This is a genomic window from Microbacterium lemovicicum (genome assembly GCF_003991875.1).
Lineage (GTDB): Bacteria > Actinomycetota > Actinomycetes > Actinomycetales > Microbacteriaceae > Microbacterium > Microbacterium lemovicicum.
On the sequence record NZ_CP031423.1, the window covers coordinates 704,968 to 728,926 of the forward strand.

The 23,959-nt window shown below is 71.2% G+C and carries 19 protein-coding genes; 10 read left to right on the forward strand and 9 right to left on the reverse strand.

Annotation, left to right across the window (positions count from 1 at the left end; genetic code table 11):
* Positions 1 to 115: 115 nt before the first annotated feature.
* The 7 genes from CVS47_RS03255 to CVS47_RS03285 form a co-directional block, all read right to left on the reverse strand.
* Positions 116 to 910: a transglutaminase-like domain-containing protein gene (locus CVS47_RS03255; protein WP_127094801.1), complete on the reverse strand. Its 795-nt coding sequence runs from the start codon at positions 908 to 910 to the stop codon at positions 116 to 118.
* 63 nt (positions 911 to 973) lie between these two features.
* Complete coding sequence (locus CVS47_RS03260) at positions 974 to 1,774, reverse strand: HpcH/HpaI aldolase family protein (protein WP_127094802.1); 801 nt, start codon at positions 1,772 to 1,774, stop codon at positions 974 to 976.
* Entirely contained in the window at positions 1,759 to 2,544 is a 786-nt protein-coding gene (locus tag CVS47_RS03265; protein WP_127094803.1) for a 2-keto-4-pentenoate hydratase, read from the reverse strand. Before CVS47_RS03265 ends, CVS47_RS03260 begins: the two co-directional genes overlap by 16 nt.
* A 238-nt stretch (positions 2,545 to 2,782) precedes the next feature.
* Entirely contained in the window at positions 2,783 to 3,916 is a 1,134-nt protein-coding gene (hpaD, locus tag CVS47_RS03270; protein ID WP_127094804.1) for a 3,4-dihydroxyphenylacetate 2,3-dioxygenase, read from the reverse strand.
* Between the two features lies 1 nt (position 3,917).
* Positions 3,918 to 5,432, reverse strand: a complete 1,515-nt coding sequence (hpaE, locus tag CVS47_RS03275; RefSeq protein WP_127094805.1) for a 5-carboxymethyl-2-hydroxymuconate semialdehyde dehydrogenase — start codon at positions 5,430 to 5,432, stop codon at positions 3,918 to 3,920.
* A 47-nt stretch (positions 5,433 to 5,479) separates the two neighbouring features.
* Positions 5,480 to 6,175: a GntR family transcriptional regulator gene (locus CVS47_RS03280; protein ID WP_127097168.1), complete on the reverse strand. Its 696-nt coding sequence runs from the start codon at positions 6,173 to 6,175 to the stop codon at positions 5,480 to 5,482.
* Positions 6,176 to 6,180: 5 nt separating this feature from the next.
* Positions 6,181 to 7,734: a fumarylacetoacetate hydrolase family protein gene (locus tag CVS47_RS03285; RefSeq protein WP_127094806.1), complete on the reverse strand. Its 1,554-nt coding sequence runs from the start codon at positions 7,732 to 7,734 to the stop codon at positions 6,181 to 6,183.
* Between the two features lie 108 nt (positions 7,735 to 7,842).
* Between CVS47_RS03285 and CVS47_RS03290 the strand changes: the two genes are divergently transcribed.
* The 3 genes from CVS47_RS03290 to CVS47_RS03300 all read left to right on the forward strand — a co-directional run bounded on the left by CVS47_RS03290 (position 7,843) and on the right by CVS47_RS03300 (position 11,612).
* Complete coding sequence (locus CVS47_RS03290; protein ID WP_127094807.1) at positions 7,843 to 9,222, forward strand: MFS transporter; 1,380 nt, start codon at positions 7,843 to 7,845, stop codon at positions 9,220 to 9,222.
* Positions 9,223 to 9,330: 108 nt separating this feature from the next.
* Positions 9,331 to 11,226, forward strand: a complete 1,896-nt coding sequence (locus CVS47_RS03295; RefSeq protein ID WP_127094808.1) for an FAD-dependent monooxygenase — start codon at positions 9,331 to 9,333, stop codon at positions 11,224 to 11,226.
* A gap of 32 nt (positions 11,227 to 11,258) precedes the next feature.
* Positions 11,259 to 11,612, forward strand: a complete 354-nt coding sequence (locus CVS47_RS03300; protein ID WP_127094809.1) for a hypothetical protein — start codon at positions 11,259 to 11,261, stop codon at positions 11,610 to 11,612.
* On the opposite strand, the gene CVS47_RS03305 is transcribed toward CVS47_RS03300, so the two are convergent.
* Positions 11,593 to 13,245: a thiamine pyrophosphate-binding protein gene (locus CVS47_RS03305; RefSeq protein WP_127094810.1), complete on the reverse strand. Its 1,653-nt coding sequence runs from the start codon at positions 13,243 to 13,245 to the stop codon at positions 11,593 to 11,595. The two genes, CVS47_RS03300 and CVS47_RS03305, sit on opposite strands and share 20 nt — an antisense overlap.
* Before the next feature lie 339 nt (positions 13,246 to 13,584).
* Here CVS47_RS03305 and CVS47_RS03310 point away from each other — a divergent pair, with 339 nt between their 5' ends.
* The 6 genes from CVS47_RS03310 (at position 13,585) to CVS47_RS03335 (ending at position 20,394) form a co-directional block, all read left to right on the forward strand.
* Entirely contained in the window at positions 13,585 to 15,057 is a 1,473-nt protein-coding gene (locus tag CVS47_RS03310) for an NAD-dependent succinate-semialdehyde dehydrogenase (protein WP_127094811.1), read from the forward strand.
* Between the two features lie 139 nt (positions 15,058 to 15,196).
* Entirely contained in the window at positions 15,197 to 16,492 is a 1,296-nt protein-coding gene (locus CVS47_RS03315; RefSeq protein WP_127094812.1) for an ABC transporter substrate-binding protein, read from the forward strand.
* A gap of 1 nt (position 16,493) precedes the next feature.
* Positions 16,494 to 17,384, forward strand: a complete 891-nt coding sequence (locus tag CVS47_RS03320) for a carbohydrate ABC transporter permease (RefSeq protein ID WP_241240260.1) — start codon at positions 16,494 to 16,496, stop codon at positions 17,382 to 17,384.
* The gene (locus tag CVS47_RS03325; RefSeq protein ID WP_127094813.1) at positions 17,381 to 18,220 is read left to right on the forward strand and encodes a carbohydrate ABC transporter permease; all 840 of its coding nucleotides are present in this window, start codon (positions 17,381 to 17,383) and stop codon (positions 18,218 to 18,220) included. The genes CVS47_RS03320 and CVS47_RS03325 overlap by 4 nt, the downstream gene beginning before the upstream one ends.
* Positions 18,221 to 18,254: 34 nt before the next feature.
* Complete coding sequence (locus CVS47_RS03330; protein WP_241240261.1) at positions 18,255 to 19,328, forward strand: winged helix DNA-binding domain-containing protein; 1,074 nt, start codon at positions 18,255 to 18,257, stop codon at positions 19,326 to 19,328.
* Positions 19,329 to 19,350: 22 nt separating this feature from the next.
* A complete protein-coding gene (locus CVS47_RS03335) occupies positions 19,351 to 20,394 on the forward strand; it encodes a DUF4436 family protein (RefSeq protein WP_164734595.1) in 1,044 nt (347 codons plus the stop codon).
* Between the two features lie 20 nt (positions 20,395 to 20,414).
* On the opposite strand, the gene CVS47_RS03340 is transcribed toward CVS47_RS03335, so the two are convergent.
* Complete coding sequence (locus CVS47_RS03340) at positions 20,415 to 21,857, reverse strand: helix-turn-helix transcriptional regulator (protein WP_127094815.1); 1,443 nt, start codon at positions 21,855 to 21,857, stop codon at positions 20,415 to 20,417.
* Positions 21,858 to 21,976: 119 nt separating this feature from the next.
* Between CVS47_RS03340 and CVS47_RS03345 the strand changes: the two genes are divergently transcribed.
* Positions 21,977 to 23,857 carry a phosphoenolpyruvate carboxykinase (GTP) gene (locus CVS47_RS03345; protein ID WP_127094816.1) on the forward strand — a complete coding sequence of 627 codons (1,881 nt, stop codon included), beginning with the start codon at positions 21,977 to 21,979 and terminating at the stop codon, positions 23,855 to 23,857.
* Positions 23,858 to 23,959 lie beyond the last annotated feature (102 nt).

Genomic DNA, 23,959 nt, shown 5'->3' on the forward strand with positions numbered 1-23,959 from the left:
GTGCGGATCGGGCGCGGGTGCTGTGGTGCGCGGGATCCCCATCTTCTCGTCCGCCGGACGGACGCGAGCGCTTGCGGGTCGCTTTGTTACACGCTCTTCACGAAGCGACCGGAGGTCAGCCGATCGTGACGAACTCGTCGATGTCGTCGGCGGGCAGGGTGTCGACCACGGCCGACACCTCGACCGACACGAGGTCGGCCAGGCCCGAGATCGTCGTCAGGAACGCGGTGTCGGCCGCGTCGCGACCGGTGGCGATGCGCACGAGCGTCTGCCGGGGGGCCAGGGTCGTGGCATCCACCACTCTCCAGGCATCCTCGATCCAGGCCTCGGCCACCGCGTGGAAGTCCATCGGATGCAGGCCCGGTGCGTAGACGGCGACGACGCGTGCGGGCACGCCGAGAGCGCGCAAGAGCGCCACGCACAGGTGGGCGTAGTCGCGGCAGACGCCCTGACGGGCGAGCAGCGTGCGCGTCGCGCCGTCGGTCGGCAGGCTCGAGCCCGGCACGTAGAAGAGCCGCGTGCCGACCCAGGACGACACGGCGGGGAGGAGTTCGCGGTGCGAGAGTCCGGCGAACTCCTGGACGGCGGTGGGTCCGAGGACGTCGGACTCCGCGTACCGACTGGGGCGCAGGTACACGAGGCGGTCGGTGCGGGTGGCGACCGGGGAGGAGCCGGGGCCGCGGATGCTCGCGTCGTAGTCGACGATGAGACGGCCGGTGTCGGCCTCGACCGTGTGCAGTCGCGTGCCGTGGAGGTCGGAGTGCGGGATGGCATCGAGGGGGCGGCCGTCCAGCGTGGCGGTGAAGTGCTCGGTGACCGGCGTGTAGTGCCCCGACGCCGCGACGGCGAACACGAGCTGCGCGGGCGACGTGATGTCGAGGACGATCGTGCTGGCGATGTCGCGTTCCATGCCTACAGCGTGGCATCCCGCATCGTGCGCCGTGAACCCCCGGATGTATCGGACTCCGACGCGTCAGTAGCCCGCGCGGTCGGTTCCGTCGGCGGCGGACCAGCGGGCGGCGAGGGCCTCGGAGCCGCGCGCGAGCAGAGCGACGTCGGCGCCGACCAGCACGAAGGCCGCTCCCGCGCGCAGGTAGTCCTCAGCGACGGCCGGGTCGAAGGCGTTCACGCCCACCGGCTTGCCGGCCGCGCGGACGGCGTCGAAGGTGCGGCGGACCGCGTCGACGACGTCGGGGTGGGTCTGGCTGCCCAGCACGCCCATCGACGCGGCGAGGTCGGACGGCCCGACGAACACGCCGTCGACCCCGTCGACGGCGGCGATCTCCGCAGCGGCCTCGACGCCCCGAGCCGTCTCCACCTGCACGAACACCGAGACGTGGGCCGCGGCATCCGTCAGGTAGTCGTCGACCCGGTTCCAGCGCGCCGAGCGCGCGAGGGCGCTGCCGACACCGCGGATGCCCCGGGGCGGATAGTGAGCGGCCTGCACGACCGCCTCGGCCTCGGCCGCCGACGACACCATGGGCACGAGGATGTTCTGTGCCCCCAGATCGAGAACCTGCTTGATCGTCACCGCGTCTGCGGACGGCACGCGCACGACGGGCGTCGACGGATACGCGGCGACGGCCTGCAGCTGCGCGAGCGTCGACTCGAGGCCGTTGGGGGAGTGCTCCATGTCGATCAGCAGCCAGTCCAGGCCCGCTCCCGCGCAGATCTCCGCGACCAGCGGGCTGCCCGACGACACCCACATGCCCGCGAGAGGGCGGGATGCTGCGCTCAGCCGGTCGCGGAACGTCGGCGTCAGACGAAGCGGCATTCGATGACTCCCATCTCGCGATAATCGCACCGGACACTGTCGCCGCGCGACACCCACATCGGGCGTGTGAAGGATCCGGCGAGGATGATCTCGCCGGCCTCGAGACGGGCGCCGTGCTGCGCGATCTTGTTCGCGAGCCACGCGACACCGGTCGCCGGGTGTCCGAGCACGCCGGCGGCGACACCGGTCTCGATGATCTCGCCGTTGCGCGAGAGCACTCCCGGCACCCAGCGGAGGTCGATCTCGTCGGGGCGCTTGTGCACGTCGCCGAGCACCATCGCCCCATAGGCGGCGTTGTCGGAGATGGTGTCGACGATCGTCCTGCCCTCCATCTCGATGTGCGAGTTGAGCACCTCGAGGGCGGGGACGGCGTAGTCGATCGCGGCGAGGGCGTCGTCGAGGGTGCAGTCGGGGCCCTCCAGCGAGCTCTTCAGCACGAAGGCGAGCTCGACCTCCACGCGGACGTTGGAGAAGTGCTCGACCGGGATGTCGGCGCCCGAGCCGTGCACGGTGTCGTCGAACATCACGCCGTAGTCGGGCTCGGTGATGCCGGTGGCCTCCTGCATGGCCTTGGAGGTGAGCCCGATCTTGCGTCCGACGAGACGCCGGCCGGCGGCGACGTTGCGGTCGCGCCACACGCCCTGGATGGCATAGGAGTCCTCGATCGTCGCGTGCGGGTAGCGCGCTGTGATGCGGGCGATGATCCCGTGCGTCCTGTCGGCCTCGGCCAGCTCCTCGGCGATCGTGGCGATCTGCTCGGCGGTCAGCATCCGTCGTCCTTCCTGCCTGTCTCTCGTGCCCCGCCGTCTGCTGCCGCTGGTGTCCGGCCGTCTGGTGCCATTCGTGTTCTGCCGTCTGCTGCCGATCGTGTTCCGCCGTCTGCTTCCGTCGGTGTCGCGCCGTCTGCTGCCATTCGTGTCCCACTTTCTGCAGACCATCCCGGCGTGTTGTGCAGAAAGTGGGACATGGTGGGGCTGAGGGCGGCGGCAGGGGCGGACACGGTGGGGGTCACAGCTGGTGCCCGAGCTTGCCTTCGCCGTCGGCGCGGGTGTAGCTGAACCCGTCGGCGCCGATGGTCACGGCCATCTCGCTCGAGTGGGTGCGGGAGTGCACGGGCTGCGGCTCGCCGTCGAGGTCGAGCACGAGGGAGCCGTCGGTGTACCAGGACGGCACGACAGGGTTGCCCCACCAGTCGCGGCGCTGGTTGTCGTGCACGTCCCAGGTGATGACCGGGTTGTCGGGGTCGCCGGTGTAGTAGTCCTGCGTGTAGATCTCGACGCGGTGCCCGTCGGGGTCGCGCAGGTACAGGTAGAAGGCGTTGCTGACGCCGTGGCGTCCCGGTCCGCGCTCGATCGCGTCGGATCGGCGCAGCGCGCCGAGCTTGTCGCAGATCGCGAGGATGTTGTGCTTCTCGTGCGTCGCGAAGCACACGTGGTGCATGCGCGGCCCGTCGCCGCCTGTCATGGCGGTGTCGTGCACGGTGGGCTTGCGGCGCATCCACGCGGCGTAGACGGTGCCCTCGTCGTCCTGGATGTCCTCGGTCACGCGGAACCCGAGCGACTGCATGAAGCCGACCGCCCGCGGCACGTCGGGGGTGATCTGGTTGAAGTGGTCGAGGCGCACGAGCTCACCGGGGGTGTGCAGGTCGTAGCGCCACGACAGGCGCTCGACGTGCTCGGTGGCGTGGAAGAACTCGTACGGGAACCCGAGGGGATCCACGACCCGCACCGAGTCGCCGATGCCCTTCGTGTAGCCGCCGGGCTCGCGCCGCACGTCGCAGCCGAGCTCGGTGTAGAAGGCGACCGCGGCGTCGAGGTCCTCGGGCGTCCGCACCCGGTACGAGAAGGCGGCGACGGCGGCGACCGGCCCCTTCCGCAGCACGAGGTTGTGGTGGATGAACTCCTCCGTCGAACGGAGGTAGATCACCTCGTCGTCCTCCTCGGTGACGTGCAGCCCGAGCACGTCGACGTAGAACACCCGCGACGCGGCGAGGTCGGTGACGACGAGCTCCATGTACGCGCAGCGCAGGATGTCGGGCGGCGAGACGCTCGGCACCGCGATCGGGTCGTCCGAATGGATCGGCGCCTCCTGCGAGACGTAGAAGCCCGACGACGTCAGGGTCATCTGCGAGCGGTCGGTCACGTCAGGCTCCCTTGCCGAAGGTGGGGTTGTGTGCCGGTCCGAGCGTGATGTGCACGGCCTGCTGGTCGGTGTAGAAGTCGATCGAGCGGTAGCCGCCCTCGTGCCCGAGTCCGGAAGCCTTCACGCCTCCGAACGGCGTGCGCAGGTCGCGGACGTTGTTGGAGTTGAGCCACACCATCCCCGCCTCGACGTTCTGCGCGAACGTGTGCGCGCGCCGGAGGTCGTTGGTCCACACGTACGCGGCGAGGCCGTACTTCGTGTCGTTCGCGAGCGCGAGCGCCTCCTCCTCGGTGTCGAAGGGCGTGATCGCCACGACCGGACCGAAGATCTCCTCCTGGAAGATGCGGGCGTCCGGCGCCACGTCGGCGAACACCGTCGGCTGCACGAAGTTGCCGGTCGGGAAGCCCTCGGGGCGTCCGCCGCCGGCGACCAGCCGGCCCTCGCCCTTGCCGAGCTCGACGTACGACATCACCTTGTCGAAGTGCTCGGGGTGCACGAGCGCCCCCACCTCGGTCGCCGGGTCGTGGGGATAGCCGACCCGCACGCGGCTCGCCTGCGCGGCGTAGCGCTCGACGAAGGCGTCGTAGACCGACCGCTGCACGAGGATGCGGCTGCCCGCGGTGCAGCGCTCGCCGTTGAGGGAGAACACGCCGAAGATCGTCGCGTCGATCGCGGCATCCAGATCGGCGTCCTCGAACACGATCGCCGGCGACTTGCCGCCCAGCTCCATCGAGAGTCCCTTGAGGAACGGTGCGGCGTTCGCGAAGATCAGCTTCCCGGTCGAGCTCTCGCCGGTGAACGAGATGAGGGGCACGTCGGGATGCTTCACCAGCGCGTCTCCGGCATCCTCTCCCAGTCCGTTGACCAGGTTGAAGACGCCCTGCGGGAGGCCGGCCTCCTCGAAGATCCCGGCCCAGAGCGACGCGGAGAGCGGGGTGAACTCCGCCGGCTTGAGCACCACGGTGTTGCCGGTCGCCAGGGCGGGGCCGAGCTTCCAGGACTCCAGCATGAACGGGGTGTTCCAGGGCGTGATGAGCCCCGCGACGCCGATCGGCTTGCGGTTGACGTAGTTGAGCTGGCGGCCGGGCACCTTGAAGGCGTCATCGGTCTGGGCGACGATCAGGTCGGCGAAGAAGCGGAAGTTCTCCGCGGCGCGACGGGCCTGCCCGAGCGCCTGGGTGATCGGCAGACCCGAGTCGAAGGACTCGAGCTCGGCCAGGCGCGCGTCCCGCGACTCGACGAGGTCGGCGATGCGGTGCAGGACGCGCGAGCGCTCGCGGGGCACCATGCGCGGCCACGGGCCGTCGGTGAAGGCGCGACGCGCGGCCGCCACGGCGCGGTCGATGTCGGCCTTCTTGCCGGCGGCGGCCTGCGCGTAGGTCTCGTTGGTCACCGGGTCGAGCACGTCGAAGGTGTCGCCGTCGACGGAGTCGGTGAAGGCGCCGTCGATGTAGTGCTGGATGCGGGTGGGTAGATCGGCGGGCACGGGCCTGCTCGCCAGGGCGGTGTCGGTCATGGTTCCTCCGTCGTCGACAGGTCGTCGAAAGGTCGAAAGTCGAATGGTCAGAAAGCGGGGAGGCCGAGGGCCTCGTCGGGGTGCTCGTGGATCATGTACGCGTCGAGCGTCGCGGAGCGGTGGCGGCGTGCCGCCTTCTCGATCTCGCCGAGCGGCGCCGACGTCTCGATGAGCCGCAGGATGTTCTCGTGCTCGGCGACCGACTCCTGCGCGCGCCCCGGCACGAAGCTGAACGTCGAGTCGCGCAGGTGGCCGAGCCGCGCCCACTCGCCCCGCACCAGCTCGAGGAGGCGCGGGTTGACGCACTTCTCGAAGAGTGTCGCGTGGAACTCCTGGTTGAGCCCGGTGAAGGCGCGGGGGTCGAAGTGGTCGAGCGTCTCCACCATGAGCGCGTTGATGTCGCGGGCACGGCGGACGTCGTCGATCGTGAGGCTGCGCGCGGCCAGGGCCGTGGCCGTGCCCTCGAGGATCGAGAGCGCCTGCATGCTGTGGCGGTAGGCGGAGTCGTCGACCATGGAGACACGGGCGCCGACGTTGCGCTCGAACATGACGAGGCCCTCGGCCTCGAGCTGACGGATGGCCTCGCGGACCGGCACGACGCTCATGTCGAGCTCGCCGGCGATCGACCCGAGCACGAGCCGGTAGCCGGGCACGAACTCCTGGCGCGCGATGCGGTCCTTGATCCAGCGGTAGGCCAGCTGCGACTTGCTGAACGTGGCGTCGGGTGCGCGCGTCTCCGGGATCGCGTTCACGAGGTCGACTCCCGGGCGTCGTAGATCGCGCGCCAGGCGGCGTTCATCGGGAAGAGCCCGTCGACGGGATGCCCCGCGGCGACCTGCTCCGCGATCCACGCGTCCTCCTCCTCCTGGGCGAGGGCGGCGCGGGCCACGTCCTCGGCCATCGCGCGGGGGAGGACGATCACACCGTCGGCGTCGCCGACGATGACGTCGCCCGGCTGCACCGTGGTGCCGCCGCAGGCGATCGTGAGGTCGACGTCCCAGGGGACGTGCTTGCGGCCGAGGACGGCGGGGTGGGCTCCGCGCGAGTAGACCGGCAGGCCGATCGCGGCGACCGCGTCCATGTCGCGCACGCCGCCGTCCGTGACGATGCCGGCCGCACCGCGGGTACGGGCGCGGAGGGCCAGGATGTCGCCCAGCGTGCCGGATCCGCTCTCCCCGCGCGCCTCGATGACGATGACCTCGCCCTCCTCGACGGCGTCGAACGCCCGCTTCTGGGCGTTGTAGCCGCCGCCGTGCGCGGCGAAGAGGTCTTCGCGGTTGGGGACGAAGCGCAGCGTGCGCGCGACGCCGATGAGCTTCATCTCGGGGTGGGTGGGGCGCACGCCGTCGATCGTGACGTTGTCGAGGCCGCGCTTGCGCAGCTGCGCCGACAGGGCCGCCACGGGCGTGACGTCGAGCACGGCCCGCAGCTCGGGGGAGAGGGCGCGCGCAGTCTCTTCCGGCGAGCGAGACGAGCGAGTCGAAACGTCCCCGTCGCTGCCGTCGCCGTGTCGGCTGCCGCCGACCGCAGCCGCCGCCTCCGCCGACCCCCACGCCTCGGCGCGCTGGGTGTCGTCCACCGCGGGCAGCGAGCCGAGAGCCGGGTCGAAGGGCACCTGCCCCTCGACGACGGTGGTCCGCAGGCGGCCCGACGTCGGAGCACCGGGCGCGGTCGGGGCATCCACTTCGATCTCGACGACGTCTCCCGGCACGATCACCGTCGAGCCCGCGGGCGTGCCGGTGAGGATGACGTCGCCCTCTTCGAGCGTGAAGTGCTGCGACAGGTCGGCGACGATCTGGGGGAGGGCGAAGATCAGGCCGGCGGTGGTGTCGTCCTGAGCGGGCTCTCCGTTGACCCACGCGCGCACGCGCAGCTCATCGGGGTCGACCGCGCGTGCGTCGATGAGCCCCGGGCCGAGCGGGGTGAAGCCGTCGCCGCCCTTCGACCGGACGTTGGATCCCTTGTCGTTCGCACGCAGGTCGTACAGTCCGAGGTCGTTCGCCGCCGTGACCCAGGCCACATGGTCCCACGCCCCGTCGACGGTCACGCGGCGAGCCGGGCGGCCCACGACGAGGGCGATCTCCGCCTCGAAGGCGAGGAGCTCGGTGCCGTGCGGGCGCTCGACGGTCGCGCCCGAGGCGGCGACGGAGCTCGACGGCTTGAGGAAGTAGGAGGGATCGGCGGGGCGGCGACCGCGCTGATCGGCGCGCGAGGCGTAGCTGAGGTGCACCGCGATGATCTTGCCGGGGCGGGCCGGCAGCGCCGAGAAACGGGGGTCCGCGGCATCCGTCTGCTGAGTCATGAGCTCCCTCGCTCTTGCGTCGTATCTGAAATCGTATATGATCTGATCACGTCCGGCAAGCATCGCCGCCCATCCCGACAGCAGCATCGCATCGACACAGGAGTCACGATGAGCAATCCTTCCCCGTCCGCCTTCACCCCGACGGGCACGATCTCCGCGCCGGCCGACCGTCGCCGCGTGGTCTTCGCCACCGTGGTCGGCACCACCGTCGAGTGGTACGACTTCTTCATCTACGCCACCGCGGTCGGTCTGGTCTTCGGCCAGCTGTTCTTCGGCAGCCTGGGCGCCGACAGCGCGATCCTCGCCTTCGCCACCGTGGGCGTCAGCTTCCTGTTCCGCCCGCTCGGCGCCTTCCTCGCCGGGCACTTCGGCGACAAGTTCGGCCGCAAGGTCGTGCTGATGTGGACGCTGATCCTCATGGGCATCGCGACCGCGCTCATCGGCGTGCTGCCGACCTACGAGTCGATCGGCGTGGCCGCGCCGATCCTGCTCGTGCTGCTGCGCATCCTGCAGGGCCTGTCGGCCGGCGGCGAGTGGGGCGGCGCGGTGCTGATGGCCGTCGAGCACGCTCCGCGGAACCGCCGCGGCGCGTTCGGAGCCTCGCCGCAGATCGGCGTCCCGCTCGGACTGCTTCTGGCCTCCGGCGTCATGGCGCTCATGACCGTGATCGCACCCGGCGACGCGTTCGTGCAGTGGGGCTGGCGCGTGCCGTTCCTGCTGAGCGTCGTGCTGATCCTCATCGGCTGGTACGTCCGCCGCCGCGTCGAGGAGAGCCCCGTCTTCGCGGAGCTGGCCGAGCGCAAGGAGAAGGCGCGGATGCCTATCGTGCAGCTCTTCCGCAAGCACGCGCTCCTCGTGCTCATCGCCGCCCTCGTGTTCGCCGGCAACAACGCCGTCGGGTACATGACCACCGGCGGCTACATCCAGGGCTACGCGACGAACCCCGACGGCCCGCTGGGCCTCGAGCGCGGCCCCGTCCTCTGGGCCGTCGCCGGCTCGGCCGTCACCTGGCTGATCTCCACCCTCGCAGCCGGCTTCGTCTCCGACCGCATCGGCCGCCGCACGACGTACGTCATCGGCTGGCTGCTGCAGCTCGTCGGCGTCTTCACGCTGTTCCCGCTGGTGAACACCGGCAGCATCGGACTGCTGTTCCTCGGACTCGCGATCCTCACAATCGGCCTGGGCTTCACCTACGGACCGCAGGCGGCGCTCTACACGGAGCTCTTCCCGGCATCCATCCGCTTCTCCGGCGTCTCGATCTCCTACGCGATCGGCGCCATTCTGGGCGGGGCGTTCGCGCCGACCATCGCCACCGCGCTGGTGAAGGAGACGGGCACCACGATGTCCGTCACCTGGTACCTCGCCGGCATGACGGTGATCGGCCTCATCGCGACCCTCCTCCTGCGCGACCGCAGCGGCATCCGTCTCGGCCTCGAGGCCGAGGAGGAGCAGGCGGTCAGCCCGATCCGCGGCCTCGCCAAGGTCTGACCCGAGGCTCGCCGCGGCACGGCCGAGACGCCCGCGAAGCCGCCGAAACCGCACCGCTCGACAAGCCGACCCGCACCGCCGTCCGCACCCGCCATCCGAGGGGATCCCATGCAGTTCCACCACCACGGCTACGTCTCCGGTGACCCGCGCGTGCAGCCCGCCGCCGGCATCGGCCGGGATCGGCCCGCCGACCTCCCCGACGAGGTCGACGTGCTCATCGTCGGCTCGGGGCCCGCCGGCATGCTGCTGGCGGCGCAGCTCGCGCAGTACCCCGACGTCTCCACGCGCATCGTGGAGCGCCGGAGCGGGCGCCTGGAGCTCGGTCAGGCCGACGGCATCCAGCCCCGCAGTGTCGAGACGTTCCAGGCGTTCGGCTTCGCGGAGCGGATCATCGCCGAGGCGTACAACATCGCGTGGATGAACTTCTGGGGACCGGACCCCGAGGACCCGAGCCGCATCATCCGCACCGCTCGCACCGAGGACTACGCGTTCAAGATCAGCGAGTTCCCGCACCTGATCGTGAACCAGGCGCGCGTGCTCGACTACTTCGCCGAGGCCGCCGCCCTGGCGCCCGGACGCATCGTGCCCGACTACGGCATGGAGTTCGCCGGCCTCACCGTGCACCCGGAGGGGGAGCACCCGGTCGAGGTGCGCCTGCGCCGGACCGAGGGCGACCGGGCCGGCGAGGAGCTGACCGTGCGCGCGACGTACGTCGTCGGAAGCGACGGCGCCCGCAGCGGCGTGCGCGAGGCGATCGGCCGCACGCACCTCGGCGCCTCGGCCGCGCACGCGTGGGGCGTCATGGACGTGCTGGTCAACACCGACTTCCCCGACTGGCGCACCAAGTGCGCGATCAACGCGGAGGCCGGCAACATCCTCCTCATCCCCCGTGAGGGCGGCTATCTCTGCCGCGTCTACGTCGACCTGGGCGAGGTGCCCGCCGGCGACAACCGCCAGGTGCGCTCCACTCCCGTCGAGGCGGTCATCGAGCGGGCGAACGCGATCCTGCACCCGTATGCGATCGACGTGAAGCAGGTGGCGTGGAGCAGCGTCTACGAGGTCGGGCATCGTGTGACCGACCACTTCGACGACGCCGCCGACGAGCCCGGTCGCGAGCCGCACGTGTTCCTCACCGGCGACGCGTGCCACACCCACAGCGCGAAGGCCGGCCAGGGCATGAACGTGTCGATGCAGGACGGCTTCAACCTCGGCTGGAAGCTGGGCTCGGTGCTCACCGGTCGCAGCCCCGCGTCGCTGCTGACGACCTACTCCGCCGAGCGTCAGCCCGTCGCGCAGGAGCTCATCGACTTCGACCGCGAGTGGTCGTCGCTGATGGCGCGCAAACCGGAGGAGATCTCCGACCCGCAGGACCTCGCCACCTACTACCTGGCCACGGCGGAGTTCCCGTCCGGCTTCATGACGCGTTACGCGCCGTCGTCGATCATCGCGGGCGCGGCCCGTCAGGAGCTCGCCGAGGGCTTCCCCCTCGGCAAGCGCTTCGCCTCCTCCGAGGTCGTGCTCGTCGCCGACGGCAACCGCGTGCACCTCGGGCACCACGCCCGTGCCGACGGCCGCTGGCGCATCTACGTGTTCGCCGACCGGGCCGCGCCGGGTGAGGACTCGGCCCTGTCGACCTGGGCGCAGTGGTGGACGGATGCCGCGGCATCCCCCCTCGCGACGTTCACGCCCGCGGGGGCCGACGCCGACGCGGTGTTCGACGTCAAGGTGGTCTACCAGCAGCCGCACGAGGAGGTCGACGTCACCCGCGTGCCGGATGCCTTCCGTCCGCAGACCGGCCCGCTCGGCCTCACCGACTGGGAGAAGGTGTTCGCCGCCGCGCCGAGCGCGTGGACGAGCACCGACATCTTCGAAGAGCGGGGCCTGTCGCGCGACGGCGTCGTGGTGGTCGTGCGGCCCGACCAGTACGTCGCGCACGTCCTGCCGCTGACGGCGACGGACGAGCTCGCGGAGTTCTTCGCGGGCAACATGCTGCCCCCGCGCTGAGCAACCCCGCCCGGGTGGGTCAGAATCGGGGCATGAGCACCGAGTACTCCGCCGATGCGGCCGCCGACCACCTCGAGGCGGATCTGGTGGGGCGGCCGCTGTCGCCGATGCGCCGCTCGCTGCGGATGATCGCCTCCGTCGTGACGACCGCGCTGTCGGGCGACGCCGATCCCGTCGGTGCGGCGATCGACCTCGTCGTCACGCGACGCGCGTCGGGCGCCGAGGTGCTGCGCGTCAAGGCCGGGAGCATGGAGGAGGCCGACCGGCTGCTGCAGGTCGTGCGTCAGGACCTCGCCACCAAGACCGTGCGGGAGTTCGCGGCCGAGTGGCGCCACATCGACGACGACCGCGACGGCGGCGACGGCGTCACGAGTTCACGCGGATGATCTCCTGCTGGTACGGCGCGACGACCGCGCCGGAGATCCGCAGATCCAGCAGCAGGAACGGCCGCTCGTCGGCGGGTCTGGCGGCCCACTCGGCGAGGCGGTCGAGGTCGGCCAGCGTGCGCACGGCGACACCCTCCGCCCCGACGGCTGCGGCGAGCCCGGCGAAGTCGACCTCGGGAATGCGCATCGGAGCCTCGGCGAGACCCTTCAGGCCGTAGAGGTTCACCTCTGCGCCATAGGCGGCGTCGTTCCAGACGACGGCGACGCCCCGGCCGCCGGCCACCCGCACCGCGCTCTCGAGATCGGCCAGCGCCATCAGCCCGCCGCCGTCGCCCGTGGTGAGCACGACCGTCGACCGGGGCTTCGCCAGCGCGGCGCCCGGAACGGACGCGAAGCCGAAGCCGATGGACTGGAAGGCCGTGCCGACCATGATCATGCGGTCGGGTGAGGCCACCGGCCAGTACATGTTCGCCCAGCCGATGAAGTGGCCGCCGTCGGAGACCACGACGCGATCCTCGGGCAGCAGCTCCGCGATGCGGCGCGCCGCCGAGCGCGGGTCGAGGCGTCCGTCGGGGGCGAGGTCGTCACCGGGCTCCTGCGTGCGGGCCGCCGGCACGTCCACCGACTCGCGCCAGCCCGACGGCGCCGCGCCCGTCGCGCGGAGGTCGTTCAGAAGCAGACGCGCCGTCGCCGTGACGTCGGCCCGCACGAAGCCGCCCACGTTCGGGTGGGTCGCCGTCGGCGCGGTGTCGACCTGGTACACCCGGGTGCCGGGAGCGAACAGCTCGCCGAAGCGCATCGTGAACTGGTTGAGTGAGGCGCCGAAGACGACGGCGACGTCGGCCTGACGCACGAGCTCCATCGCCCGCTCCGCGCCGAAGCCGCCGGTGACGCCGAGGTCGTACCGGTCGTCGGGGAACACCCCGCGCCCCAGTGCGCTGGTGGCGGTGAGGGCACCCGTGGCGGCGGCGAGCTCGCCGAGCACGTCGGAGGCCCCGGAGATCCAGGCGCCGCGGCCGGCCAGCAGCAGCGGGCGCTCGGCGACGGCCAGTGCTGCCGCCATCTCGTGCACGGCCGAGCGAGCGTACGGGCTCGCCGGCTGGAGCGGAGCCGGGATGCCGGGCAGCGGCGCGTCGGCGACCTCTCCGGCCTCCCGGGCGGCGACGTCGTACGGGATCGCGAGCACGACGGGCACGCGGTAGGCGAGCGCGTGCTCGATCGCGATGACGGTCGTGGCCGCAGCATCCGTCCGTCCTGCGGTGTACGTGCGCGCGCCGACGGCGGAGGCCATCGCGATCTGGTCGACGTCCCACGGACGGCGTCCGGACGTGGGCTCGTCGCCGACCACGAGCAGCAGCGGGACGTGCGCCTGCACCGACTCGGCGAGGGCGGTGAGGGTGTTGGTGAAGCCGGCGCCGTAGGTGGCGGTGGCGGCCGCGAGCCCGCCGCCCGCGCGGTGGAACGCGTCGGCGGCGACGACTCCGCCGGCCTCGTGGCGCACCGCGGTGAAGACGGCGTCCGTGCGGCGCTCGATCGCGTCGAGGAAGTGGGCGTTGCCGTTGCCCATCACGCCGAAGACGTGGTCGACGTGGCGGGCGAGGGTGACGGCGACGTGCGCGGAGACGGAGGACATGCGGGCCTTTCGAGACGGGAACGGAGTCGGATCCGTATGTGTCTCGTCCCTCCGGCGATGGAGGGGCGGCGTGCCCTTTTTTCGAGCACCGGCGTCGTGACGGCCGGACTCCTCGATTGTACAAGCGCCGCGGGGGACCGGCGGGGCGACGGATGCCGGGGGCCGCGGCACATCGAGGAGACACCCGTCCCGCTCGCCGCCCGGGACACGGATCCTGCCTCGGATGGACACGATGTACAGCGCCAGGCCCGCGCCGGCTTGGAAGAATGGGAGCACCGCCGATGGATGCTCGTCTGCAGCATCCATCCGCGCCGACGCCGCCCGACGAAGGGAATCCCCGTGACCGAGAACCGTGAGACCCAGCTCCTGGCGGACGTGCCGGACGGATTGTTCATCGGGGGCGAGTGGCGCCCCGCCGCCGGGGGAGCGACGCTGCGGGTCATCGACCCGTCGACCGGCGAGGTCGTCAAGGAGATCGCCGACGCGCGGGCCGAGGACGGCGCGGCGGCACTGGACGCCGCGGTGGATGCTGCGGCGGACTGGGCCGCGACCCCCGCCCGTCAGCGCGGCGAGATCCTCCGCCGCGCGTTCGACCTGCTGCAGGAGCGCAAGGAGGACTTCGCGCTGCTCATGACGATCGAGATGGGCAAGCCGCTGGCCGAGGCGCGAGGGGAGGTCGTCTACGGCGGCGAGTTCCTGCGCTGGTTCAGCGAGGAGGCGGTGCGCGCCACCGGCCGCTACGGCGCGAACCCCGAGGGCACCGGCCGCATGATCGTGTCGCAGCACCCGGTCGGGCCGTGCTTCCTCATCACCCCGTGGAACTTCCCGCTGGCGATGGCCACCCGCAAGATCGCGCCGGCGCTCGCCGCGGGCTGCACCGTCGTCATCAAGCCCGCCGAGTTGACCCCGCTCACGACCCTCTACTTCGCCAAGCTGCTGCAGGACGCCGGTCTCCCGGCAGGTGTCGTCAACGTCTTCACGACGTCGACGTCGGGCGCCGTGTCGGAGCCGATCATCCGCGACCCGCGCCTGCGGAAGCTCTCGTTCACCGGCTCGACGCCGGTCGGCGTGAAGCTGCTGGAGCAGGCCGCCGGCGGTGTCCTGCGCACGTCGATGGAGCTCGGCGGCAACGCGCCGTTCGTCATCTTCGACGACGCCGACCTCGACAAGGCCGTGGAGGGCGCGATGGCGGCGAAGTTCCGCAACATCGGTCAGGCGTGCACCGCGGCGAACCGCTTCATCGTGCACCGCTCCATCGCCGACGAGTTCGCCCGCCGGGTCACCGAGCGCGTGCAGGGGTTCCGCATGGGCCGCGGCACCGAGGACGGCGTGACCATCGGACCGCTCATCGACGACCGCGCGGTGGCGAAGGCCGAGGCGCTCGTCAAGGACGCCGTCGACCGCGGCGCGATCCTGCGCACGGGCGGCCGCCGCGGTGACGGCGCGGGGACGTTCTACGAGGCCACCGTCGTCTCGGACGTGGCGGAGGGCAGCGACATCCTCCGCGAGGAGATCTTCGGACCGGTGCTGGCCATCGTGCCGTTCGACGACGAGGACGAGGCCGTCCGTCTCGCCAACGACACCGAGTACGGCCTGGTCTCCTACGTCTACACCGAGAGCCTCGCGCGCGGACAGCGCATGATCGAGCGCCTCGAGACCGGGATGATGGGGCTCAACGTAGGGGTGGTCTCCAACGCGGCCGCGCCGTTCGGCGGATGGAAGATGTCGGGACTGGGTCGCGAGGGCGGCGCCGAGGGCATCCACGAGTACCTGCAGACCAAGTACACGCTCACCCCGAACCCCTTCGGCTGAGCCGCTCCTACCACAAACGCGCTCCAGGCGCGGATTTTTCTCGTACGACCCCGCAGGGCGTCGGGCGGCGTTAGCGTTCCGGGGAAGCGGGCGCTCGTGCCGCCCGCGCTTCGTGGCCGCACACATCCTGGAGTGACTCATGACGCTTTCCCGCCGCGGTTTCCTGATCGGCGCAGGCGCCGTCTCGCTGCCGGTCCTGCTCGCCGGGTGCGGCTTCGTGCCGCAGAGCACGCCGACGCAGCGCACGGGCACCCTCACCTTCACCACGTGGGGCACCGATGCCGAGCTCGCCGGCTTCCGCACCGCCATCGCCGCCTTCGAGAGCGCCAACCCCGGCCAGACCGTCACCCTCAACGCCGTGCCGTACGAGCAGATGTTCTCCAACATCGACGCGCAGCTGCAGGCGGGCAACCCGCCCGACATCTTCCGCGTGCCGTACTACACGTTCGGCGCGTACGCCGGGCGCGGGCAGCTCCTCGACCTCAAGCCCCTGCTCTCCTCCGACCGGCAGGCGCAGTTCACCGAGCCCGCCTGGGCGGCTGTGCAGAACCAGGGCGGGGTCTTCGGCCTGCCGCACCACACCGACACGTCGGCGATCCTGGTCAACACAGAGCTGCTGGCCGCCGCAGGCATCACCGAGGTCCCCACGAGCGTCGAGGACGCCTGGACCTGGGAGGAGCTGGCCGCCATCGGCGACAAGCTCCGCGGCGGACTCCCGTCGGGCACCTACCCGTGGGCGTACAACTGGCAGGGCAACGGCGTGACCCGCTGGCTCAGCCTGCTGTTCCAGGCCGACGGCGCCTTCCTCCAGTCCGATCAGAAGACGCCCGCGATCGACTCCGACGCGGCCCGCAAGGCCGTCGAGTTCTCCAGCTCCTTCTTCTCGAAGGGCTACGTGCCGGCGAACAACACGATCAACTCCTCGAGCTATGCCAGCGAGTCGTGGTTCTCGCAGTCGGTCGCGATGGTGTGGTCGGGCGCCTTCCAGATCCCGGATGCCGACGCCACCGCCACCTTCGACTGGACCGCCACCTTCGCTCCGCGCGACGTCCGCACCGGCGGGGACTTCGGCGGCAACGCCCTGGTCGCGACGGCGAACACCGCGCAGCCGGAGCTCGCCGCATCCTTCCTGGAGTTCATGACCGACGCCGAGCAGATGCGTGACTTCTGCGCAGCGGCGTCGCTCCTGCCGACCCGCGGCGACCTGCTCAACGGCGACCTGAAGTTCGACGTGCGTCCGGAGCTCGCGCCGATCTTCGCCGCCCAGGCCGGCGGCGTGCAGCCGCAGGACGTCGCACAGGTGGCGTCGCCGTCGATGTCGGCGATCATCCCGGTGCTCAAGGAGCAGCTGGACCTCGCCTTCACGGGTGCGCAGGATGCCGCCACGACGGTGCAGAACCTCCAGAGCGGCATCGCCACGGCGATCGGTGCCTAGAGTGGCGCGGCCGCGCCGGGCGGGGGCGCGCCGGGAGGCGCTCGCGGCGTACGCCTTCATCGCCCCCAACTACCTGCTGCTGCTGATCTTCGTGCTCGTCCCGCTCGTCGGCGCGTTCCTGGTCAGCCTGCAGCGCACCGACGGCTTCGGCGACGGCACATTCACCGGACTCGACAACTACGCCCGGCTCGCCTCCGACCCCCTGTTCTGGCGGTCGCTGGGCAACACGCTGCTCTTCACGGCGATCGTCACGCCGCTGTCGATGGCCTTCGGGCTCTTCGCCGCGGTGATGCTCAACTCCGCCCTCCCCGCTCGGCCGGTGCTCCGCTCGCTGCTCATCCTGCCGATGGCGGTCTCGGGCGTCGCGACCGCCCTGATCGGCGTGCTGATCTTCGACCAGAACTCCGGGGCGCTGAACAAGATCGCGCAGCTGTTCGGTCTGCCCTCGATCGACTGGCAGTCGCAGGCGGGCCCGGCCTTCGCGTCGATCGTCATCGCCACGGTGTGGTGGCGCACCGGCTTCAACATGCTCATCTACCTGGCCGGACTGCAGGGGCTCGGGCCCGATCTCTACGAGGCCGCGCGGCTCGACGGCGCCGGAGCGTGGCAGCGCTTCCGCAACGTCACCCTGCCGCTCCTCGGACCGACGACGTTCTTCCTCGTCATCCTCAACGTCATCTACTCCTTCCAGGTCTTCGACATCGTCTTCGTCCTCACCGGCGGCGGGCCGGGCGGGGCGACCTCCGTCCTGGTCACCTACGCGTACGAGACGGGCTTCGTGACGCGCGATCAGGGATACGCCGCGGCGATCGGCATGGTGCTGTTCCTGTTCGCCCTCCTCTTCGCCGCCGGGCAGTGGCGTGCGAGCCGCACGAGGGACCTGGTCGAATGAGCACCCGCGTGCAGCGCACCGCCCGCTGGAGCACCGCCGCCCGCACGGTCATCGTGCTGGTCATCGGGCTCATCACGATCTCGCCCCTCTACTGGATGGTCGTGGTCGCCTTCTCCACCCGCTCCGAGCTGCTCGGCGGGGGCGAGTTCCGCCTGTGGCCGCGGGAGTTCACGCTCGAGAACTTCACCCGCGTGTTCGGGTCGTTCCCCGTGGCGACGTGGTTCGGCAACTCCGTCGCGATCGCGGTCGTCGTCACGGCGCTCTCGGTCATCACGAGCCTGCTCGCCGGCTACGCGTTCGCGCAGCTGCGCTTCCGCGGTTCGACGGTGCTGTTCTTCATCGCCCTGGCGACGCTCGTGCTTCCGGTCCAGGTGATCATCGTGTCGCTCTTCCGCCTCATCACCGGCCTCGGCATCTACGGCACCTACTGGGGCGTCATCCTGCCCAGCGCGGCCTCCGCCTTCGGCCTCTTCCTCGCCCGGCAGTTCATGCTCGGCATCCCGAGGGAGCTCATCGAGGCGGCGCGTCTGGACGGCGCATCCCACGTCCAGACGTTCCTGCGCGTCGTGCTCCCGATGTCGAAATCGCTCATCGCCGTGCTGGTGTTCATGGGCCTCCTGCAGTCGTGGAACGACTTCGCGTGGCCCCTCATCGCCCTGCGCGACAATCAGCTGTTCACCCTGCCCATCGGGCTGCTGTTCCTGCAGGGTCAGGCGAACAGCGACTACGGGGCGACGATGGCGTTCGCGCTCATCAACGTCGTGCCGATCGCGCTGGTGTTCCTCTTCTTCCAGCGGTACTTCATCGCCGGCTTCGCCCGCAGCGGCATCAAGTAGCCGCCGTGTCGATGCGGCACGGCAGGATGTCGTCGTGCGCGCACTTCCCGACCGCCGGCTGAGGTCGCATCTCCTGTCGGCGCCGGCGGCGTCGATCGGCGGCGCCGCGGGCCACATGACGGCCGCCCAGGCGCAGGAGTTCTGGGGCGGCCGCTGGGCGCTGGCGCTGCGCACGCGCGGTCAGCCGACGCTGCGCGACGTCGACGCCGCTTTCGACCGCGGCGAGATCGTGCGCTCGTGGACGATGCGCGGCACGATCCACATCGTCCCCGCACGCGACCTGGGCTGGCTGCTGGCGCTCACGGGGGAGCGGCAGCGGCAGGGCGTCGCCGCGACGCACCGGCGCGAGGGCATCGACGCCGACGAGCTCCGCCGGGCGGAGCGTGCCACCCTCACCGCGCTGGCGGGAGGCGGGCGACTCGCGCGCACCGAGCTCTTCGCGGTCCTCGAGGGGGCGGGCATCTCGACGTCATGGCAGCGCGGCTACCACCTGCTCTGCGGTCTGTCGTGGCGCGGCGTCGTCTGCCAGGGGCCGGTCGTGCCGCGCGCGGGTGGTCCGACGCGGGAGCAGTACGTCGTGCGGACCGACGAGTGGATCACGGATGCCGCGGCCCCCGCCGACCCGCTCGCCGAGCTGTTCACGCGCTACATCACCTCGCACGGCCCCGCCGGCGCCCGGGACTTCGCGTGGTGGTCGGGGCTGCCGCTGGGCGCCGCGCGGGAGGCGGCGGCCGCGGCATCCGATCGCGTGTCCGTCGTCCCCGGAGGCGGGGAGCCGGTCTACGTGGCTGCGGGCCCGGCTCCCCGGCGGGCTCCGCGGATGCCGGGGGTGCTGGCCCTGCCCCCGTTCGACGAGTACTACCTGTCGTACGCCGACCGGACGGGCGTCTGCGCGCCCGCTCTGCTCGGCCGTGTCGGACCGGGCGCGAACGGCATGGTGCGGCCCGTCCTCGTCGCGCGCGGCGAGGTGGCCGGCGCGTGGTCGCACTCGCACGCCGTCGGCCGGCACGCGGGTGACCCGCTGCCGGATCTCTTCACCGCGGACTCCGCCTCGCCGGAGCAGGTGGACGCCGCGCTGCAGCGCTATCGCCGGTTCCTCCTGGGCTGACGCGTTCTGCCACACTGTCACCGTGCGGGCGGGAACGAGGAGACGCGGCTGGGTGGTCGCGCTCGTCGTGCTGGCCTTCCTCGGCCTCTACGTCGGCGTCGTCGCCACGTACGCGCTGACCGAGACGCAGTCCACCGGATCGAGCTGCCTCCCCGCCGATGAGCTCCCGACGGACCGCATCACCCTGTCGTTCACCCCGCAGTCGGTGGATGCCGCGGGCGAGCGCATCAGCGGCAGCCTCGACGTGCTCTCCTTCGGACCCGCGGCCGATGCGGACGAGCGGCTGCAGGGGCCGCTGACGATCTACCTCTCCAACGTCGACACGTCGCGCACCCTGACCTACGAGCCCGGGACGATCCCGTCCGCGCAGACCGTGCGCCTCATCGCCGAGGGCGAGATCGAGCGCTGGCCCGTCGACGTCTACCGCTCGCCGGTGGCCATCATCGCCGTCCAGAACGCCGGCACCGCGCAGGAGTCGGTGGTGCCGCTCGTGGTCTGCGGCACGCCGCACGTGCCGGGCTGGACGTTCCGCTCCGAGACGAGCGAGGCGACCAGTCAGCTGTTCACCGTGAACGGCACACCGGCCGACGAGGTGGTCATCATCGCGCAGCGGTCGGTCGCTCCGGTGACCTTCGGCGTCGTCATCCTCGTGCTCATGGTCGCGATGCCCGTTCTGTGCCTCACGATCGCGCTGCGCGTGCTGCGGGGGCGGCGCAAGGCCGAGGCGACCCTGATGAGCTGGATGGCGGCCATGCTGTTCGCCACGATCCCGCTGCGCGGCTTCCTGCCCGGCAGCCCACCGGTCGGGTCGTGGGTCGACTTCCTCGTCGTGATCTGGGTGCTCACCGGCCTGGTCAGCGCGCTGGTGATCTACGTCGTCGCCTGGCTGAAGTGGGGCCCTGACGGCGAGCGGCCCCGGGGCGAGCAGCCCCACGGCGCTGCCGGCGCGGTGACAGTGCCGGTGGCCGCCGACGCGCACGGATCGCAGGGTGCCGGCGGTGCCGCGGGTGCCGGCGGTGCCGCGGGCGACGGCGGAGGCGGCTCCGACGGCGGCGCAGCCGACTGAGCCCGACCGGATTCGCGGACTCAGCCCTCGGCGTGCCTCTCGAGGAAGCTGTAGACCTCTGTGTCGTCGACGCCGGGGAAGTCGCCCGAGGGCAGCGGCGAGAACATGTGCATGTGCACGCGTGCGCTCGGCCACGCCTTGCCGCTCCATCGGGCGGCGACGTCGGCGGGCGGGCGGCGGCAGCACGACTGGTCGGGGCAGTGCGAGCTGGAGCGCTTCGTCGTCTCCCGGCCGCGGAACCACCGCGCGTCGTCGAAGGGCACCCCGACCGTGATGGAGAACTCGCCGGCATCCGTCGTCCCGGTCTGCGTCGAGCACCAGAACGTGCCCGACGGGGTGTCGGTGTACTGGTAGTGCTCCGTGGTGCGGTTGTGCTCCTCGAAGGCGGAGCGCGCGAGGAAGCGGCGGCAGACGATCTGCCCCTCGACCGACCCCGTGACGTCCATGGGCACCGGCAGGTCGTCGTTCTCGTAGACGCGGTTGATCGCTCCCGAGCCGTCCACGCGCAGGAAGTGCAGCGGGATCTCGAAGTGCTGGGTCAGGAGGTTCGTGAGCCGCATGGCGGCCGCCTCATGGGTGACGCCGAAGGCATCGCGGAAGTCCTCGACGGCGAGGTTGCGGTCGCGCTTGGCCTGCTGCAGGAACGCGAGCGAGGCCGTCTCGGGCATGAGGCAGCAGGCGGCGTAGTAGTTGATCTCCAGGCGCTGCTCGAGGAAATCGGCGTAGTCGACCGGCCGCTCGTGCCCCAGCAGTCGGTGGGCCATCGCCTGCAGCGCCATCGACCGCAGGCCGTGGCCGCCGGGGATCGACGCCGGCGGCAGGTAGATGCGGCCGTTCTCGATGTCGGTGACGGAGCGCGCGGAGTGGGGGAGGTCGCTGACGTAGAGCAGCTCGAAGCCCAGCTGCTGGGCCATGATGCTGACCGTGCGGTGCGTGAGAGCTCCGCTCGAGTGCCCCGCCGCCTTGAGCTGGCGCTCGGCGAGCTTCTCGATGTCGGCGAGGTAGTTGCCCTTCTCCCGCATGCGCAGCCGGAGCTCCGTGTTGGCGCGGCGCGCCTCCTCGGGCGTCGCGATCGTCTCGCGCTCACGACGCTCGAGCTCGCGATGCAGCCCGATGATCGATTCGAGGGTCTCGTCGCTGGTGCCCTTCGTGACCTTCACCGGAGGGATGCCGAGCCGGCGGAACACCGTTCCGGCCTGCAGCCGGGCCAGGTCGATCTCGAGCGCGGCCCGGCGGTTGGGCGGCTCCGCCGACAGCAGCTCCGCCACCTCGATGCCCGTCGTGGCGGCGATCGCCTGCAGCAGCGAGAGCTTCGGCTCGCGCTTGCCGTTCTCGATGAGACTCAGCTGGCTGCCCGCCACGCCGACCTTCTCGCCGAGTTCGTCCAGCGTCATCCCGGCCGCCACGCGCTGGTGGCGGATGCGGTGACCGAGGGTCGTGAGCTCGAGCGACGTGGAGGCCATTCCTTGAGCATACGGAAAGATTCACGTTTCTTACAGCATGCAGGTCGCGAAAAGGTCGAGGTAATCGCGTCACAGTGGAGGAAGACCGCAGATGACGTGTCGATCGAGGAGGAACGAGCATGGCATTGGCCGACATCTTCACCCGCCCCACGTCCACCCCCGCCCGCGAGGCGCGCGGCTTCGGCCGGCGCCCCCACGTCACGGGAGCGGGCATGGACGCCCTGTACGCCTGGGTCGATGAGATCGCCGCGCTGACGCAGCCTGCCGGCATCCACTGGGTCGACGGCTCGCGCGCCGAGAACGACGCGCTCCTCCGTCAGCAGGTCGACGAGGGCAAGCTCATCAAGCTCAACCCCGAATGGCGCCCGGGCTCCTACCTCGCCCGTTCGCACCCGAGCGACGTCGCCCGCACCGAGGGGCGCACCTTCATCGCCTCCGAGCGCGAGGAGGACGCCGGCCCGACGAACAACTGGGCAGACCCGGCCGAGATGCGCAGCATCCTGACCGGTCTCTTCGAGGGGTCGATGCGTGGTCGCACGATGTACGTCGTCCCCTTCTCGATGGGCGCCGTCGGCGGCCCGCTGTCGCACATCGGCGTGCAGGTGACCGACAGCGCCTACGCGGTCACCTCCATCGGCATCATGACCCACGTCGGCACCGCCGTCCTCGAGCAGATCGCCGACGGCGCCGGCTGGGTCAAGACCGTCCACTCCGTCGGAGCGCCGCTGGCGCCGGGGGAGGAGGATGCCGCGTGGCCCTGCAACGACGAGAAGTACATCGCCCACTTCCCCGACACGCTCGAGGTGTGGTCGTTCGGCTCCGGCTACGGCGGCAACGCGATCCTCGCCAAGAAGTGCTTCGCCCTGCGCATCGCGTCGGTCATCGGCCGCGACGAGGGCTGGCTGGCAGAGCACATGCTGCTCATCCGCGTCATCGCCCCGTCCGGCAAGGCGTACCACGTCGCCGCGGCGTTCCCCTCGGCGTGCGGCAAGACCAACCTCGCGATGCTCCGCCCGACCATCCCCGGCTGGCGCGTCGAGACGCTCGGTGACGACATCGCGTGGCTGCGCCCCGGCGACGACGGACGCCTGTGGGCGATCAACCCCGAGGCCGGCTTCTTCGGCGTCGCACCCGGCACGGGCGAGTCGACCAACGTCACCGCTGTCGAGACGCTCTGGGGCAACACGATCTTCACCAACGTCGCGCTCCGCCCCGACGGCGACGTGTGGTGGGAGGGTCTGACCGACGAGGCCCCGCCGCACCTGACCGACTGGGAGGGTAACGCCTGGACGCCCGGACTCGGCCGTCCGGCCGCGCACCCGAACTCGCGCTTCACGGTGGCCGCGGCGCAGTGCCCGCAGATCGCCTCCGACTGGGACGCGCCCCAGGGCGTGCCCCTGGATGTCATCCTCTTCGGCGGACGTCGGGCGACGAACGTCCCGCTCGTGGTCGAGGCGACCGACTGGACGCACGGCGTCTTCATGGGCTCGAACATCTCGTCCGAGCGCACGGCGGCCGCGGAGGGCACGGTCGGCGAGCTGCGCCGCGACCCGTTCGCGATGCTGCCGTTCTGCGGCTACAACATGGCCGACTACTTCGGCCACTGGCTCAAGATCGGCCAGAAGCTGCGTTTCGACCGCGCGCCGCGCATCTTCCAGGTGAACTGGTTCCGCAAAGGTTCGGACGGACGCTTCCTGTGGCCCGGATTCGGCGACAACTCCCGGGTCATCGACTGGATCATCCGCCGCATCGACGGCGAGGTCGACGCGGTCGACAGCCCGATCGGACGCCTGCCCCGGACGTCGGACCTCAACCTCGACGGCATCGAGGTGCCGCAGGCCGACCTCGACGAGCTGTTCGCGATCGACCCGACCTCGTGGCAGCGGGAGGCCGACCTCACCGAGGAGTTCTACGCGACCTTCGACGGCCGCGTGCCGGCGGCCCTCGAGTCGGAGCTCTCCGCGCTGCGCTACCGCCTGAAGCAGGCCCCGCAGGCCTGACCTCCGGTCCGGTTTCCCGGGCGTATATCCGCGAGACTGCAACCGGAGCGCCAGACCTAGGGTGTCCCCCTAGGTCTCGCGCTCCCGGTGCAGTCTCGCGGT